At 61.6% G+C, this 17343-nt stretch carries 14 protein-coding genes; 4 read left to right on the forward strand and 10 right to left on the reverse strand.

Translation table 11 applies throughout. The annotated features are described in order from the left end of the window. Nucleotides 1-233: 233 nt before the first annotated feature. Complete coding sequence (yqhD, locus tag J9788_RS20595; RefSeq protein WP_046897299.1) at nt 234-1397, reverse strand: alcohol dehydrogenase; 1164 nt, start codon at nt 1395-1397, stop codon at nt 234-236. 226 nt (nt 1398-1623) lie between these two features. On the opposite strand from yqhD, the gene J9788_RS20600 reads away from it, so the two are divergent. Next, nucleotides 1624-2511 carry an AraC family transcriptional regulator gene (locus tag J9788_RS20600; RefSeq protein ID WP_241427918.1) on the forward strand — a complete coding sequence of 296 codons (888 nt, stop codon included), beginning with the start codon at nt 1624-1626 and terminating at the stop codon, nt 2509-2511. 19 nt (nt 2512-2530) lie between these two features. On the opposite strand, the gene J9788_RS20605 is transcribed toward J9788_RS20600, so the two are convergent. Continuing rightward, nucleotides 2531-3559, reverse strand: a complete 1029-nt coding sequence (locus tag J9788_RS20605) for an NAD(P)-dependent alcohol dehydrogenase (protein ID WP_046897301.1) — start codon at nt 3557-3559, stop codon at nt 2531-2533. 107 nt (nt 3560-3666) lie between these two features. On the opposite strand from J9788_RS20605, the gene J9788_RS20610 reads away from it, so the two are divergent. Beyond that, nucleotides 3667-4587, forward strand: a complete 921-nt coding sequence (locus tag J9788_RS20610; protein WP_046897302.1) for a LysR family transcriptional regulator — start codon at nt 3667-3669, stop codon at nt 4585-4587. A gap of 10 nt (nt 4588-4597) precedes the next feature. Here the strand turns inward: J9788_RS20610 and J9788_RS20615 are convergent, their stop codons facing one another. Both J9788_RS20615 and metC read right to left on the reverse strand, forming a co-directional pair. After that, complete coding sequence (locus tag J9788_RS20615) at nt 4598-5260, reverse strand: DedA family protein (RefSeq protein WP_033644630.1); 663 nt, start codon at nt 5258-5260, stop codon at nt 4598-4600. A 145-nt stretch (nt 5261-5405) separates the two neighbouring features. Next, a complete protein-coding gene (gene metC / locus J9788_RS20620; protein ID WP_033644631.1) occupies nt 5406-6602 on the reverse strand; it encodes a cystathionine beta-lyase in 1197 nt (398 codons plus the stop codon). Nucleotides 6603-7032: 430 nt separating this feature from the next. Here metC and exbB point away from each other — a divergent pair, with 430 nt between their 5' ends. Then, nucleotides 7033-8010 carry a tol-pal system-associated acyl-CoA thioesterase gene (gene exbB, locus J9788_RS20625; RefSeq protein ID WP_080280861.1) on the forward strand — a complete coding sequence of 326 codons (978 nt, stop codon included), beginning with the start codon at nt 7033-7035 and terminating at the stop codon, nt 8008-8010. A 3-nt stretch (nt 8011-8013) separates the two neighbouring features. Then, a complete protein-coding gene (exbD, locus tag J9788_RS20630; RefSeq protein WP_004937307.1) occupies nt 8014-8436 on the forward strand; it encodes a TonB system transport protein ExbD in 423 nt (140 codons plus the stop codon). A gap of 56 nt (nt 8437-8492) precedes the next feature. Here exbD and J9788_RS20635 read toward each other — a convergent pair whose 3' ends face one another. The 6 genes from J9788_RS20635 to J9788_RS20660 all read right to left on the reverse strand — a co-directional run bounded on the left by J9788_RS20635 (nt 8493) and on the right by J9788_RS20660 (nt 17253). After that, nucleotides 8493-9536, reverse strand: coding sequence for a LacI family DNA-binding transcriptional regulator (locus J9788_RS20635; protein WP_033644632.1), 1044 nt, complete (start codon nt 9534-9536; stop codon nt 8493-8495). A gap of 21 nt (nt 9537-9557) precedes the next feature. Beyond that, nucleotides 9558-10967, reverse strand: a complete 1410-nt coding sequence (locus J9788_RS20640; protein ID WP_182265489.1) for a sucrose-6-phosphate hydrolase — start codon at nt 10965-10967, stop codon at nt 9558-9560. Then, nucleotides 10967-12337, reverse strand: a complete 1371-nt coding sequence (locus J9788_RS20645; protein WP_182265435.1) for a sucrose-specific PTS transporter subunit IIBC — start codon at nt 12335-12337, stop codon at nt 10967-10969. Before J9788_RS20645 ends, J9788_RS20640 begins: the two co-directional genes overlap by 1 nt. A gap of 63 nt (nt 12338-12400) precedes the next feature. Then, on the reverse strand, nt 12401-13810 hold the full coding sequence (locus tag J9788_RS20650) for a carbohydrate porin (protein WP_033651352.1): 1410 nt from the start codon (nt 13808-13810) through the stop codon (nt 12401-12403). Between the two features lie 195 nt (nt 13811-14005). Beyond that, entirely contained in the window at nt 14006-14932 is a 927-nt protein-coding gene (locus J9788_RS20655) for an aminoimidazole riboside kinase (RefSeq protein ID WP_182265434.1), read from the reverse strand. A gap of 197 nt (nt 14933-15129) precedes the next feature. Then, complete coding sequence (locus J9788_RS20660; protein WP_182265433.1) at nt 15130-17253, reverse strand: TonB-dependent siderophore receptor; 2124 nt, start codon at nt 17251-17253, stop codon at nt 15130-15132. Nucleotides 17254-17343 lie beyond the last annotated feature (90 nt).

The following is a 17343-nucleotide window of genomic DNA, read 5'->3' on the forward strand; positions in this document are numbered from 1 at the left end:
TAAATTCTAGTTGGCAAAATGGGCGGTTGCCGGGTTTGCCAGCCTAATTTCAGCGGTGGCGGGAGTGCGATTTTCTCCCCGCTCTCCCTGCGAATGAGCGGTAAGACGAAGGGTGCGAAACGAGCGGCGGCGCGCTGAGGCGCCCGACTGCGCCCGGCGATCGGCCGAGCGCAGAATGCGGCGAAAAATGGCTGGCGAAGACTAAAGCCTAGCAAAAAATCGCCGTTTTGCGATTAACGCGCCGCTTCATAAATGCGGCGGCTGACGTCCAGGGTGATGTCCTGATGCTCGCCCAGGGCGGTCATGCCGTGCTGCTGCAGCTTGTCGAGCAGCGCGGGAATGCTGCTTCCGTCAAGCTGATAATCCGCCATGCGGGTCGGCACGCCCATCTGCTCGAAGAAGGCGCGGGTGGCGGCGATCGCGTCGTCGATGCGGCTGTCTTCGCTGCCTTCGCGCAGGCCCCAGACGCGTTCAGCGTATTGCAGCAGCTTTTCGCGTTTCTGCGCTTTCTTCTCGTGCAGCAGCGCCGGCAGCACGATGGCCAGCGTTTGCGCGTGGTCGAGGTCGTGCATGGCGGTCAGCTCATGGCCCAGCATGTGGGTCGCCCAGTCCTGCGGCACGCCAGCGCCGATCAGGCCGTTCAGCGCCATGGTGGCGCTCCACATCACGTTGGCGCGCACCGCATAGTTCTCCGGATCGGCCAGCGCGCGCGGGCCGTCTTCCAGCAGGGTCAACAGCAGGCCTTCGGCGAAGCGATCCTGTACCTTGGCGTCGACCGGGTAGGTCAGATACTGTTCCAAGGTGTGTACGAAGGCGTCGACCACGCCGTTGGCTACCTGGCGCGGCGGCAGCGAGTAGGTCACCAGCGGATCCAGCACGGCGAAGCGCGGCTGCACCAGCGGCGAGAAGAAGTGCTGCTTGTCGCCGCTGCTTTTACGGGTGATCACTGCACCGCTGTTGGATTCGGAACCGGTGGCCGGCAGCGTCAGCACGCAGCCCATCGGCACCGCGTCGGTGATGTGGCTGCCGACGGTCTGCAGAATATGCCAGGCATCGCTGTCGGCCGTATAGCGGGCGGCGGCGGCGATGAACTTGGTGCCGTCAACCACCGAACCGCCGCCGACCGCCAGCAGGAAATCGATGTTTTCCGCTTTCACCACCTCGACCGCTTTCATCAGCGTTTCGTAGGTCGGGTTAGGCTCGATGCCGGAGAATTCCCGCACGTCGCGGCCGGCCAGCGCGCTATGCACCTGATCCAGCACGCCGTTTTTCTTTACGCTGCCACCACCGTAGGTGATCAGGATGCGTGCGCTCGCCGGGATCTGGCCGGCCACGTCGGCAATTTGCTCCTTGCCGAACAGGATTTTGGTTGGGGTATGCAGAATGAAGTTTTGCATGGCTGATTTCTCTCTTTCTGTCAGGCGGGCGCCAAAGCGGCGCAAAGGTGTCTGGCCCGTATTGTCAGGAACCGGGCGGCAACGCACAATGCATATTCCTGTCGGGTTCTTGCCTATTCCTACAAGTCGATGTAGAAATAGAGAGTTTTAAATTATTATTTATGCCGAATCGTTCTGACTGTAAGAGGGTGTTTCCGTGATAGAAATCGATGCGCTGCGCAGCCGCATGGCGCGCCAGGCGATGGCTATCGCCAGCGGCAATGGCTACACGCCGTCGCCGGTGCCGCGGGTGAAGATCTTGTATGTCGATCGCCACACTCCGCGTCAGCCGGTGATGTACGAACCGGGGATCGTCATCATCTTTCAGGGACACAAGGTCGGTTATTGCGGCAATAAGAAGTTCCAATACGATCCGCGCAACTACCTGCTGATGACGGTGCCGCTGCCGTTTGAATGCGAAACCTTCGCCAGCCCGGAACTGCCGCTGGTTGGGTTGGCGGTCAATATCGATACCCAAATGCTGCAGGACTTGCTGATCGACATCGGCGATGACGACTACCTGATGCAACCGCGGGCTGAGAGCAACGGGGTGAACCTGGCGGAAATGACGGAAGAGTTGCTGTGCGCCACCGAGCGTCTGCTGGACGTGATGGCCAATCCGCTCGACGCCCGGGTGCTTGGGCCGCAGATCGTACGGGAGATTCTCTATTATGTGCTGCGCGGCGCCTGCGGCGCGTCGCTGCAGGAGTTGGTCAATCGGCATACCCACTTCAGCCAGATCGCCAAGGCACTGCGGCGTATCGAACATCAGTATGCCGACAGCATCAACGTCGAGCAGTTGGCCGGTGAGGTCAACATGAGCGTCTCGGCGTTCCATCACAACTTCAAGGCGGTGACTAACACCTCGCCGCTGCAGTACGTGAAGTCGTACCGGCTGCACAAGGCGCGTTTGCTGATGGTGCATGACGGCCTGAAGGCCAGTACTGCGGCGATCCGCGTCGGTTACGAGAGCGCATCGCAGTTCAGCCGTGAATTCAAACGCCTGTTTGGCGTCACGCCGGGGGATGAAGTCGCCCGGTTGCGCGACGCCAATCCGCTGATGCTGGAGGGGTGAGCCGCCGCCGGGCGGCGGGCTATGGGGTCAGCACGATCTTGCCGAACGGGCCGCGATCGAGGTGATCCAACGCCTGCGGCAGTTGATCGAGCCGGTATACCTGGTCGATCACCGGCTGCAGGTTGACGGCGTCCACGGCGCGCACCAGATCTTCCAGCGAGCGGCGGTGGCCGACGCCGATGCCCTGGATCTCCGCCGATTTCAGCAGCAGCAGGCCGGCGGGAGCGGAGATCTCGGCCCCCGCCAGCACGCCGATCACTGAGATGCGGCCGCCCACTGCCACGGCGCGCACCGAGTTGCCCAAATTCGGGCCGCCGACGGTATCGATCACATGGTCGATGCCGCGATCCTGCGTCAGCGCATAAATCGCTTCCACCCAATCGCCGTCCAGCCGGTTGATGCCATGATTGGCGCCCAATGCCAGGGCTCGCGCCAGCTTTTCATCGCTGCCGGAGGTGACATAGACCTCCGCGCCGTGGGCTTTGGCGATCTGCAGGGCGAACAGCGCCACGCCGCCGGTGCCTTGCACCAGCACCGTCTCGCCGGCATGCAGTTTGCCCTGTTCCACCAGCGCGAACCAGGCGGTCAGCCCGGCGCAAGGCAGGGTGCTGGCCTGCACGTCGTCCAGCGACGCCGGCGCCGCCACCAACCAGTCTTCATGCAAAATCACATATTCCGCCAGCACGCCCTGATAGAAGCCGCCAAGGGTGTGGTAAGGCACCTGGCGCGCATCGCCGTACGGTTTTTGCCGGCCGTCGATCCAGCCGGGGCTGAAGGTAGAGATGACCCGGGCGCCGGGTTGGAAACGGCTGACGCCGGGCCCGATGGCGTCGACCTCGCCGGCCATGTCCGAGGCGGGGGTGAACGACTGCGGCAGCGTCAGCCCCATGCCGCTTTCAATCATCATTTTGTCGCGGTAGTTGAGCGCTACCGCCTTCACTTTCACTCTGATCTCGCGCGGCCCCGGCTGCGGGATCGCGTCGGTGGTCAGCTGCAGGTGTTCACGCCCCAGGGCGTCCATCGTCCAGCGTTGCATCGTGTCGGTCATGATGTTCTCCAAAGTCTGCGATTAACGGCCTGTCGATAATATCGTTGATGAAGGTTCGCCAGTGGCGATAAGATTTCCGCAGATTGTTTCTTTTAGAGCGACAAACCATGAGCGATCGATTGAGCGGCATTTCGGTATTCGTCACCGCCGTGGAGGCGGGCAGTTTTGCGTTGGCGGCCAGTCGGCTGCACCTGTCGCGCTCGGCGGTGGGGAAAACGATCGCCCGGCTGGAACAGCGGCTGGGCGTGCGGCTGTTTCATCGTACCACCCGCAGCCAGAGCCTGACCGACGACGGCGCGTTGTTCTATGAGCGTTGCCTGCGGGCGCTGGAGGAGATCCGCGGCGCGGAAACGCTGCTGGAGTCGGGCAAGCGGCAGGTCAGTGGCCGGCTGCGGGTATCGATGCCGGTGTTGTTTGGCCGCATGTGCATCGCGCCGCTGCTGACCGAGCTGACGCGTGAGCATCCCGGCCTGGAGCTGGAGCTGTCGTTCAGCGATCGGGTGGTGGATCTGATTGAGGACGGTTTCGATATGGCGATCCGCAACGGCACGCTGGCCAACAGCAATGGGCTGGTGGCGCGGCGCATCGGCGATCACCGCATGACGCTGTGCGCCTCGCCGGCCTATCTGCAGCGGTGCGGCGAACCGCACAGCATTGAGCAACTGACCCAGCACGAGGCGGTGACCTATATGCGCGCCGGCGCGCGGCGCAGCTGGCGGGTGCTGGACGAGAACGGCGAGCCGCAGGACGTGATGCCGAATAACCGATTGCAGATGGACGATTTGCAGGCGATTGCGGATGCGGCGACGGCCGGGTTCGGCATCGCCTGGCTGCCGTGTTGGCTGGTGCGTGAGCAGCTGTTGAGTGGGGCGCTGGTGCGCCTGCTGCGCGATCGGCCCGGCGCCGCCTTTGAAGCGCATGCGGTGTGGCCGCACACGCCTCACCTGCCGCTGAAGGTGCGGCTGGCGGTGGATACGCTGGTGAGCAAGTTGCCGCCTCGCCTGGCGTTGGTCGAGAAAGCGCTGTAGCGCGCCGGGATCAGGAAGAGGAGGCGCGTTTTTTACGCCAGACCACCAGCATGGCGCCGAGCAGGCCGACGAACAGCAGCAGCAGCGGCAGAAGCATCAGGCCGGTCATCACCTGGCTTTCGTGGCGTTTCACCAGCGGAATTTGGCTGAAAGCGTAGCCGAGGCCGACCAGCGCGCAGACCCAGATCGCTGCGCTCAGCCAGTTGAAAACCTGGAAGCGGGAGCTGTTGAGCCCGGAAATGCCGGCCATGGTCGGCAGCAGCGTGCGCACGAAGCCGAGGAAGCGGCCGATCAGCAGCGCCGTCAGCCCGTGGCGGTTGAACAGGTTATGCGCGCGCTGATGGTATTGCGCCGGCAGTTGCAGCAGCCAGCCTTTCACCAGGCTGGTGTGGCCCAGCCAGCGGCCCTGGATATAGCTCAGCCAGCAGCCGAGGCCGGCGGCGGCGGTCAGAATCAACAGGGTGGGGGCAAAGCCCATCACGCCTTTGGCGATCAGCGCGCCCGACAGCAACAGCAGGCTATCACCGGGGAGGAAGGAGGCGGGCAGCAGTCCGTTTTCCAAAAACAAGGTGGTGAAAAGTACGGCGTAAACCACCCAAATCACGCTGGGATCGGCGAGGGCGATGAAGTCCTGCTGCCAAAGCGCATGAATAATCTCTCGTAATACATCCATTTTATGTCCTGTTGCATGCCGGTTGCGCCCGGGGTCACGTTCTCCAGGATGCGGCGGTTACCGTATCTGACAGTTACCCGGTTAGTGTACCGCTAATAGCTTAAGCCGACATTAAACGAGACGAAGAAAATTACCGGAATCCGCCTTAGCGCACGCCGTTGAGGCGATCGAAACCGGCCGCCAGATCGGCGATCAGGTCTTCGACGTTCTCCAGGCCGATATGCAACCGCACCAGCGTGCCGGAAAAATCGACGCCGCCCGCCGGGCGGATCGCTTCCAGTTCTTCCGGCTGATTGGCCAGGATCAGCGACTCGAAGCCGCCCCAGGAGTAGGCCATGCTGAAGTGGCTGAAGTTGTCCAGGTAAGCGGCCAGCTGCGCCTCATCCAGCCGCTCTTTCAGCACGAAAGAGAACAGCCCGTTGCAGCCGCTGAAGTCGCGGCGGTAGAACGCGTGGCCCTTGCAGCTGGGCAGGGCCGGGTGATTGACCGTCGCCACCTCCGGCCGTTCGGCCAGCCAGTTGGCGACCTCAATGCTGCTGCGTTCGTGCTGCTTGAGCCGCACGCTCAGGGTGCGCAGGCCGCGGCTCGCCATGTAGGCGGTGTCGGCATCCACCATCTGCCCCATCAGATAGGAGTACTCGCGCAGTTGCTCCCAACAGCGCGCGTTGGCGACGGCGGTGCCGAGCATGTAATCGGAATGGCCGATCAGGTATTTGGTGCCGGCCTGAATGGAAATGTCGATGTCGAAATCCAGCGCCTTGAACAGCACGCCCGCCGCCCAGGTGTTGTCTATCATGATCACCACGTCCGGCGCCACGGCGCGAATGGCCTGCACCATCGCCGGGATATCCTGCACTTCCAGGGTGATGGAGCCGGGGGACTCAAGGAACACCACGCGGGTATTGGGTTGGATAAGCGTGGCGATGTCGGCGCCGATCAGCGGATCGAAATAGGTGGTGCTGACGTTCATGCGGCCGAGGATGTGGGTGCAGAAGTCCTGGGTCGGTTCATACGCTGAGCCGGTGACCAGCAGGTGATCGCCGGCGCCGACGAACGACAGGATCGCATTGGCCACCGCCGCCGCGCCGCAGGGGTACAGCACGCAGCCGGCGCCGCCCTCCAGCTCCACCATCGCATCCTGCAGCGCGAAGTGGGTCAGCGTGCCGCGTCGGCCATAAAACAGCTCGCCGTGGGCGCGTTGCGCGGTGGCCTGTTTTTTGGCGGCGACGGAGTCGAAGACCAGGGAAGAGGCGCGTTGAGTCACGGGGTTGACGGAGCCCTGGGTGTAGCGTTTGCCGCGGCCGGCGCCGATCAGCGTGGTTTCGATGTGTTTTGACGTCATGGTACCTGGCTCACCTCTGGTTGCTCTGCACTGCCCGTTTGCGATAGCCCTTACGTTAGCATGAGTTATTATAGCCATCCAGACGTTTTAACTTCTGGATATAGAAACGGCTATAATTGGCTGCCGCCCGCGCATTTTTCGCGTCATCCTTCTGCCGAGCGGCCAGAGAGAAGCCCATTCATCGGTCGAGACGCCGTTCGGCAGCGTGGCGTTGTTGCGCCGTTGTGGGAGAAAAGTAACGAAATCGCCCTATAAAAGGGGCTTTTAGCGGTGAACGGGCGTGGATTGGCGTTTGGTTGCGGAGGTGTCTAAAATTTTCTCGTTTATTTGGTAAATAATAATGAGAACTACTATCAATCCCCGGTTGGTTTGATATGATCGCACGCTGAATTATTCCTTAATTTTGATCGGTAATGGGTGGAGGCACAGCGTGAAAACGGCTGGCAAGAATTTAAATCAAGGATCGTTCGGCCAGGGCCGAGCGCAGTGGGGCAAGGCCTTTGGCCGCAGCCTGATGGCTTCAATGGTGCTGGTCGTAGGGTTGGCCGGCAGCGCGCAGGCTGCGCCGGCGACCCATCCGGCCGTTGCCGAAAGCGTTGCGCCGGCCACCGCGCCTGCGCCTGCAGCCGCCGCGCCGGAAAGCATCACGCCGGTGAACCCGGCGCCCACGATCCAGCCACCGGAAACCCGCGGTATGGACTTGTCCATTTGGGGCATGTACCAGCACGCCGACGCGGTGGTGAAAGCGGTGATGATCGGCCTGGTGCTGGCGTCTATCGTGACCTGGACCATTCTGTTCGCCAAAGGCAGCGAACTGCTGCGCGCCAAGCGCCGTCTGCGCCGCGAGCAGTCGGCGCTGGCCGACGCGCGCTCGTTGGATGAAGCTTCCGAGCTGGCGCAAAATTTCTCCCCGGAAAGCGTCAGCGCGGTGCTGCTGAACGATGCGCAAAATGAGCTGGAGCTGTCCGCCGAGTCTGACGACAACAACGGCATCAAAGAGCGCACCGGTTTCCGCCTCGAGCGCCGCGTGGCGGCCTACAGCCGCAACATGGGCCGCGGCAACGGCTTTCTGGCCACCATTGGCGCCATCTCGCCGTTCGTCGGCCTGTTCGGTACCGTATGGGGCATCATGAACAGCTTCATCGGCATCGCCCATTCGCAGACCACCAACCTGGCGGTCGTGGCGCCGGGCATCGCCGAGGCGCTGCTGGCGACCGCAATGGGCCTGGTGGCGGCGATCCCGGCGGTGGTGATCTACAACATCTTCGCCCGCGTCATCAGCGGCCATCGCGCCCAGGTGGGCGACGTGGCGGCCCAGGTCTTGCTGCTACAGGGCCGCGATCTGGATCTGGCCGCAACGGCGGAAGCCAAGCGCTCACAGCACGCACATCAACTGCGGGCGGGGTGAGTCATGGCGATGCGCTTAAATGAAGATCTGGACGACAGCGGCGAACTGCATGAAATCAACGTGACGCCGTTTATCGACGTCATGTTGGTGCTGTTGATCATCTTTATGGTGGCCGCGCCGCTGGCAACGGTAGATATCCGCGTCGATCTGCCGGCTTCTTCCGCCAAGCCGCAGCCGCGGCCGGAAAAACCGGTCTTCCTGTCGGTGAAGGCCGACAAGCAGCTCTACGTCGGCGATCAGCCGGTGAATGCCGATCAGCTGACCTCGGTGCTGGATCAGCGCACTCAGGCGAACAAAGAAACCACTATCTTCTTCCAGGCGGACAAGAGCGTGGACTATGAAACGCTGATGAGCGTGATGGACACCCTGCGTAAAGCCGGTTACCTGAAAGTGGGGCTGGTGGGCATGGAAGGCGCCGCCAAGTAGCGGCAGCAAAACGATAAAGGGCGCTCAGGCGCCCTTTTTTTACGGCTAAAGAGATGTCACGCCTTTGCCAACAAATCCCTGGAACCGGCATGGCGCCAGTGGATGCGGCCCGGCAGATACAGCGCGTTCTGTTCCAGCGGCCGCTCGTCGATAAGCGCGGTGACGTTATCAAAGCTATGTTGCGCCAGTGCCAGGCAGTCTTGCGCGACCGTGTCTATCTTCAGCGTCATGCAGTCGAACAGGTAGTGATCGTCGAAGCTGCACAGGTGAATGTCGCTCTCCATCAGCTGATGCTGAGTCAGATAACGCAATACGCCCTCCAGCAGGCCGCAGGCGGCGGTAAACAGCGCTTTGGGCGGACGCCCCAACTGTGCGCACAGCTGAGCGAACATCTCGTAACCTGAGCTGGGGTGATAGTTGCCGTTGATGATCCATTCCGGTTTGCACGTTACGCCGGCGCGCTCCAGGCCAAGCTGGAAGCCGGCCAGGCGATCGCGGGTCGGCGAAATGCGCGGCTGCCCGCCGAGAAAATAGATCTCATCCGGATGTTGGCGCGCGACCGTTTCCACCAGGTCGGCGGTCGAATTGACCGAATCGGTGATCACCAGCGGCAGTTCGGAGCCGGCGATCAGGCGGTCCATCTGCACCACCGGCAGCCCGGCGTTGATCTTCTGGTATTCTGCGTCGTTCAACTGGCTGGAGGCGACGATCAGGCCGTCCACCTGCCGCTGTACCAGACTGTTCACCGCCATCATCTCCTGCGCCGGATTTTCATCGGTGCAGGCGATCAACAGCTGCAGGCCGGCTTCGCGGCACAGCGTTTCCAGCTCGCGTGAAATCACCGCAAAGCCGTAGTTGGTCATCTCCGGTACCACCAGCCCCAGCGTGTGGCTGCGGTTGGAGCGCAGGGAGCGGGCGTGGATGCTGGGCTGATAATGGTGCTCGTGCGCCAGCGCCAGAATGCGGTCGCGGGTGTCGTCGGATACCCGGTATTCCTTGCTGCGGCCGTTCAGCACCAGGCTGGCGGTCGATTTCGACACCCCGGCCAGCGTGGCGATGTCACTGATGGTAATGCGTTTATTTTTTTTCACTGACGCCATCTGAAGTCATCGGAGGATGCGTCATTCTAGCATGCATGGCGTCAGCGGCCAGTATTCCAACGCCAGCGGCGCGTTTCCGGACAGCCGCAGTTGCGGCTCAATGGCCGGGAAGTAGCGCGCGCTCATCACGGCCTCGCCACGGTTGATGAAGATCTCCACGCTGGAACGATCGAACAGCAGCTGCAGATGCGTGACCGGGCCGCGCCAGTAACGGTGCTCCGGCTGGCCGTCGGCCAGGGAAGCGCGCGTCAGCCGCAGCCTTTCGCCGTCCCAGTTCAGCGTCATTGCGTCGCCAAAGGCGGCGTTGAACGCGCCCTGCGGCGCCAACTGCAGCTCCGCGGCTCCCAGCGCGCAGACGGGGGCGTCATCGGCGCGGCCCTGCCAGCATGTTGGTTCGCCGCGCAGCTGTTGCAGCTCGCGCGCCGGCCGCTGCTGGAGGCGGCCATGCCGCAGCGACAGCTCGCGCGGGCAGGTCATGGTGTGGATCCAGCCGTAGCGGCGCGTGGGATGGGCTTCTTCATCTTGCTCGGGCACGCCCATCCAGCCGAACAGCAAGCGGCGGCCATCTTCCGCCAGCGTCGTCTGCGGCGCATAAAACTCGAAGCCGGCGTCCAGTTCGCGGAATTCGCCGTGACGGAAGGCCGCCTGGCGGTAATCCAGCTTGCCGATCAGATAACCGGCCTGATAGCGATTGAGGTAGCGTTCCGGCTGCGGCGCCAGCCCCTGCGGGCAGCAGATCAACACCTCGGCGTCGTCCAGCGAGAACAGATCCGGGCACTCCCACATGTAGCCGAATTCGCCTAAGCCGTTCAGGCCGGAACCGGCGATCTCGCCCAGCGGTTGCCAGCCGCGCAGATCGGCGGAGCGCAGTAACAGCACCTTGCCGCGATCCTGCAAGTCCCGCGCGCCGAGCACCATGTACCACGCATTCTGATGACGCCACACTTTCGGATCGCGTACGTGCCCGCTGTAGCCCGCCGGCAGCGGCAGCACCGGCCCGAGTTTGCGGTACTCGCCCCGAGCGCTTTCCTGAGCCAGGCACTGGTAAGCGGTACGTGAGCCGTCGGGGAATTTCACGTTGCCGGTGTAGATCAGCGTGATTTTGTCTTCCGCCACCACCGCCGAGCCGGAGTAACAGCCGTGGCTGTCGTAACAGGCGCCCGGCGCCAGGGCGATCGGCTGATGTGCCCAACGCAGCAAGTCGGTCGACTGCCAATGTCCCCAGCACTTGTTGCGATGGTCGCAGCCCAGCGGATTCCATTGATAGAACAGATGATAAACGCCGTTGTGCTGAATGAAGCCATTGGGATCGTTCAGCAGGCCAACGCTGGGTGCCAGATGCCAAGCCGGGCGGTGCGGATCGCGCAGCGCGAGTGGCAGGCCGTTCATGACCGCCCGCAGTGCCTGTTTGATTAAGCTGAGCTCCTCCATCATTGCGCGTCCGTTTTATATTTCAGCAGCAGGGAGAGGGCGAAGGCGCTGCCAAACGCGATCGCCAGGCCGATGATATAGCTGACCAGCGAACTGGCCTGCACGATCGCCATGCCGGGGATCGCCGTCAGCCCGACCGCGTTCATGCCGACATGATTGGCCACCACCCAGGCGCCGCCGAGCGCGCCGCCCGCCAGCGCCGCCAGGAACGGTTTCACGAAGCGCAGGTTGATGCCGAACAGCGCCGCCTCGGTGATGCCGAGCATGGCGGAAAAGGCTGAGGGCACCGCGATGGCTTTGATTTTGGCGTCGCGCGTTTTGAAATACACCGCCAGGCAGGCACCGCCCTGAGCGATGTTGGCCATCGACCAAATCGGCAGCAGGAAGTTGACGCCGATGTTGGGGTTGCCGAGCAGCCCGGCCTCCACCGCGTGGAAGCTGTGATGGATGCCGGTGATGACAATGGCGGAATAGAGGCCGCCGAACAGCAGGCCGGCGAACCAACCGGCATGGGCGATCAGCGTGCTGAGCACGAAGGAGATGCCGTCGCCCAGCGCCCGGCCGGCGGGGCCGATAAACAGCAGGGCGACAAACCCGGAGATCACGACCGTCAGGAACGGCGTCAGGATCAAATCCAGCGCGTTGGGGATCACCTTGCGCAGGCGTTTTTCCAACAGGCTCATGAACCACACTGTCAGCAGCACCGGAAATACCGTGCCCTGATAGCCGATCATGGCGATCTCCAGACCGAAGAAGTTCATGGTGTGGAACCCTCCGGCGACGCCCCAGGCATTGGTCAGCGCCGGATGCGTCAAAATGCCGCCGAGCGTGGCGCCCAGATAGGGATTGCCGCCGAATTCGCGTGCGGCGGTGAAGCCGATCAGAATCGGCAGAATAATGAACGCTGCCGAGCTGAACATATCCAACATGATGAACAACGCGCTGTTGGCATCGGCCCAGCCGTAGGTTTTCACCATGCCGAGCAGCCCCATCAACAGGCCGGACGCGACGATCGCCGGGATGATAGGCACGAAGATGTTCGACAGCAGGCGGGCGATGCGCTGCAGCGGGTTGAGCTTTTTCGCCGCGATATCGGCGGCTTCGGCCTTGCTGGATTCGCTGACGCCCGCCGCCTTGATGAATTCCGCATGCACCTTGTTGACCAGCCCGGTGCCGAAGATCACCTGGATCTGGCCGGCGTTGCTGAAGCAGCCTTTGACGCCGTCCAGTTTGCCGATGGCCTCTTTGTCCACCTTGCTGTCGTCCACCAGCACCAGGCGCAGGCGCGTGGCGCAGTGGGCGGCGCTGGCGATGTTCTCTTTACCGCCGAGCAGCGGCAACAGCGCGTTGGCGGTTGCGGTAATGTCCATGTTGTCCCCTTGCTGAATTAAAATGCCGCCGCGCTCTGCGCGGCGGAAATACGTTCATCGATGTCAGAAGAAATACTTGAATCTGGCGCGCACGCCGTAACGCTGGTCGTTGTCGCCGTTGGCGATCTTGTTCTCGGCGTTGGCTTCCAGCAGCGAAACATAGGCGCCTAAATACACATTGAAATTCTTCATATTCATAATGTTAGGTATCTGATACGACGCGTGAACGGTGTGGATGTCGTAGTTGCCCGGCTCGCTGAGCGGATTGTGGATATCGGCGGCGATCCCGGCGGTATTGAACTCTTTGATGTTGTTGTGCGCATAGATATAACCCAGTTCGAAGCGTCGCCACAGCACGTTGACGCCGGCGGTCAAGTCTTGCTCGCCGGCGGCGTCCAGGTAGGCGGTGCTCAGGTTGGCCACCACGCCGTTATCCGGATCGGCCGCGTTGGTGTTCCAGCTCATGGTCATGCCGTAGCCGTTGCGCTTGGATTGATCGACGAAGCGGCCCTGGCTGTCCTGATAGCCGTAGGCATTATTCACCACGTTGCTTTCCATCGCCGCTGCGATGCTGAAGGCCTCTTTCTTCCAGGCGATCACCGGGCGCAAATAGGCGACGTTTTTCTTATTGTTCAGCGCATTGCCGTGGTAGCTGTTGTCCTGGAACAGCGAGGTGCCGTCTTCCACCAGCGTGTTCAGTTCGAAATAGACATCCCCGGCGTATTTGCTCAACATCAGGTTTCCGCCGCTGCTGCTGCGGCCACGGCCTTCTTTCATCATATAGATATAGCCAAAGCCGTCAGCGTAAAGATCGTTGGCGGTGTTGCCTGAATACTGAATGAAAGTGTCCTGATTCAGCGGGAACATGTCGTAGGCTTCGAAGCGGCCGATTTTGGTTTGCCAGTTCTTTTCATTGCCGAAGAAGAAAGCGGCGTCGTCCAGGTTCATTTTGCCGGTCATGTCCGCCAGCGGCTGGACGCTGAAACCGGAGAAGTTGCCGTCCGGATTGCGGCGATAGCCGTCCAGCCCCACCAGAATGCGGCCGTTGATGTCCCAGCGCTCTTTGTTGCCGGGTTTCCAATCCTTGTGATCGCTGCCTTTCAACGACGTCAGTTGGCCGCTGCGGCTGGCGCCGTCCAGATTGAACTCCACGTCGCCGTACAGCTTCAGATCGTTGAAGCCGTTCAGTTTCAGCGCGCCGGTTGCGGGGGATTGCGTTTCCAGCGCGGCGGCGCGTTGCGCGACCCGCGCGGTTTGCCGCTCGGTGCTGGCGGTGCGCTGCTCCAGCTGTTGCGCCCGGCGTTCCGCTGCCGTGGCGCGGGTTTCAGCCTGAGCGGCGCGCTGTTCCGCCTGCGCCAGACGTTGTTCCAGCGCGTTAAGACGCGCCTCGATACTGCCGTCGCCGGAGGCCGCAGCGGCAGAAGTGGAGAGGAAAAGCCCTGTTGTTATCGCCAAATAGCTGAGTTTTTTCATCATCGTCTATCATCCGGGAAGGGTTGTTATTATTTTTTGCTAAATTGCTAAACCGGTTTTTCATGGCGAAAGATAGCGATCGAGAAGCGGACTGGCAATCAAGTTTGCTAACCCGATTCAGCTATTGTGATCGAGTGCGCAAATCGTGGGGTTAAAAGACCACGGCGCCCAGGGGATCGCCGTGGATGCAGGGGATCAGCGCAGAAAAGCGGCGAGCTCTTCGGCGCGGGGCAGGGCGGTCATGGCGCCTTTGGCGGTGGTGGCCAGTGCGCCGCAGGCCTGAGCCTGGGCGATAATCGCCGGCCATTGCGCTTCTTGCGGCAATGCGTGAAGGCGCGCCAGCGCCGCTAACAGCCCGGCGACAAACGCGTCGCCGGCGCCGGTGGTATCGACCGGCACGACAGGCGCCGCGCGGAAATGACGCAGCCGTTGGCCGTCATGCACGTAGACGCCGTCGCCGCCCAGCGTGACCAGCAACAGGCGCAACGGGTAGGTTTGCATCATCCAGCGGATGCCGTTCTCCACATCGTCAAGATGGCTGATGAAAACCAGCTCTTCGCGCGACAGTTTCACCACGTCCGCCAGCAGCAACGCCTTTTGCAGGCAGGGGCGCAGCGCTTCCGGTTGGTGCCAGATCTCTTCGCGGATATTGGGATCGAAACTGACTCGTCCGCCGGCCGCCCGAATGTTTTCCATTGCCGTAAAGGCCGCGCTGCGGCTGGGTTCCTGCGACAGCGCGATGGAGCAGAGATGCAGCCACTCGCCGCGTTGGAAGGCCGGCAGATCGTCAGGCTGTAAAAACAGATCGGCACTGGGCTGTACCATGAAAGTGAATGAGCGTTCACCGCGCTGATCGAGATCCACCACTACCGTGGAGGTGTGGTGTTCGGGATCCGAAAGCATATGGTCAATATCCACCCCTTCTTCGCTCAGCACCTGCTGCAGAAAGGCGCCGAAGCTGTCTTGCCCCACCCGGCCGATAAAGGCGCTGTCGCCGCCCAAGCGGGCGACGCCCACCGCCACGTTAGCCGGCGCGCCGCCGGGGCATTTAAGATAACTGTTTGAATTTTCTGGCACCAAATCGACCACTGCGTCGCCCAGCACCCATACGCGATTCGCCATGCTTAATCCCTGTTTCTACCGATGTCTGATGGGTGGCTAAAATAGAAGAACCGGTTTAGCAAAGCAATGAAATAATGCGTCAGGCGTTTGGGGAGTGAGGAAGATCAAAAAATAGGGCGGGTCAGGCGCAGGAAATACCGCCCGCGATGCGAGCGGGCGGTATGGATGAACGAAGCGTCTGTGGTGGGCGCTGGGCGTCAGAATGCGACGGAACCCTGCACGAAGAAGGTGCGCGGTTCACCGACGTACTTGCCGAAGTTATTGTCGTTGGAGCGGGTAAAGTAGCGCTGATCGAACAGGTTTTTCACCCCGGCGCCCAGCGTCAGGTTCGATAGCTGCGGCCCGAAATTATATTCCCCGCGCATGTTCCACACCATGTAACCGGCGATATTGCCGAACTGACCATCGGCGCTTTCCTGCGTGACGTACTCCGGCCCGGTGCCCGGCGAATGCTGTTTGGACTGCGCGTAACCGTCCAGATTCCATACCCAGTTGCCGGTGGCGTAGCGCGTGCCGACGGTATAGACCTGGCGCGAGTAGAACGGCAGGTCTTTACCGGCGAAGTCGCCCTTGTCGGTGCTGGCCTTGGTGTAGGTATAGCTGGTGTAGACGCTGGCGCCGTCGAGCGCGCGATTCAGCTCGCTGAGATCGTAGCTGAGCGCCAGCTCGATGCCTTTGTGCTTGGTGGCGCCCATGTTGGTCCAGCCCACATCGTTGCTGATGTATTGCAGCTGATTATCGAAGTCGATATAGAACAGCGTGGCTTCGGCCTTGACCACTGTGTCGTCGTAGCGGGTGCCGAACTCATAGGTATGCGCTTTTTCCGCCGTCAGCCCCGGCGCAGGCTGGTTGCCGTTGCCGCCTTTGGTCAGCTGGAAATACTGCATGCTGCCGAACGAGGTGTTGGCGTTGGCGAACAGTTTCCAGGCGTCGGACAGGTGGTACATCACATTCAATGACGGCAGCGGTTCGCTGTAGCTTTTCTCGCGGCTGATGTTGTTGAACGAATCGTCCACGTGGGTGCGAATGCTTTCATAACGCAGGCCCGGCGTGACCGTCCAGTTGCCGACGTTAATGGTATCGTCGATATAGAACGCGTTGGCTGCGGTGCCGCCGGAGGTGTGCTGGTAATAGTCCGGGGTATCCGGCGTGGCGCCGACGTTCGCCGGGTTATACCAGGCCGAACGCGACGCCTTTTCATCCATGGTTTCATTCAGGTAGCGGTAACCGAGGGTGATCTCGTGCGCCATATCCCAGAAGCGAAACAGCTGCGAATAGCTTGGTTCGATCGCCCAGGTCGAATAGTGGCGCGGATAGGACACCATGCGCCGCAACCCGGCATTTTTGCCGGTGCCTTCCGATTCGATGTTGCTGCCGCGGTAGCTGTCGGTGAAGTAGGTCAACACTTCGAACTGTTTGTCGTCTTCCTGATGTTTGTATTTGAACGACATATCCTTGCGGCGGCCTTCGAACTGGTCCCAGGGACGCGTGGACTGGAACGGGTTCTGCGCGTATTGCGCGCTGCTCAGTCCGCCCGGCATGCCGGCTTTGGCGTCGTAGTAGTGGAAATTGGCCAGCAGTTCGTCGCGATCGGTGAACGCATAACGCGTTTTCAGCATGAAATCGTCGATGTCGGTGTTGTCGTTGTTGTCGCGGTAGCCCTGGCCGTGCAGGCCGGAGTAGAGCAGCTCGGCGCCGAAGCCGTTATCTGCGGTGCCGCCCACCGAGGCGCTGGTCAGGGTCTTCAGACCACCGTGGCTGGCGCCCTGAGTTTGCACGCCGGCGGTGCCGCCAAACGCTTTTGGAATGTCGCGGGTGACGAAGTTGATCACGCCGCCGACGTTTTGCGGCCCGTAACGCACCGCGCCGCCGCCGCGCACCACGTCAACCGATTGCAGGTTGCCGATCGACAGCGGCGCCATCGACAGCTGCGGCTGGCCGTAAGGCGCAACGGCCAACGGAACGCCGTCCATCAGAATGGTTGAGCGCGGAGAAAGGCGTGAGGTCAGGCCGCGCACGCCGACGTTGAGCGAAATGTCGCTGCCGCCGGTGCCGTTGCTGTCGCGCACCTGCACGCCGGGCACACCGCGCAGGCTGTCGGCGATGGTTTGGTCGCCTTGCTCATGCATCTGCTGCTGAGTGACGATGGATCGCGCGCCCGGATGGTTGAGCAGCACCGAACTGGTATCAGGGTTGTCCAGCCAGTTGCCGACGACGGTTACCGTATCGGCATCGTTTTGAGATGAGTTATCAGCAGCAAGGACGGGGAAAGCAACGGCGATAGAGGTCGCCAGCAGGGAGAGGCGAAAAAGAATTGACATAATAATGCCTTAGAAGTTTCAGACCCGGATGTGTTTTTTTATAAACGACAATCTTAATGATAATTATTGGCAAGTAAATAGAATTGTTAT

The sequence above is a fragment of the Serratia sp. X10 genome, assembly GCF_017811775.1.
Classification (GTDB): domain Bacteria; phylum Pseudomonadota; class Gammaproteobacteria; order Enterobacterales; family Enterobacteriaceae; genus Serratia; species Serratia ureilytica.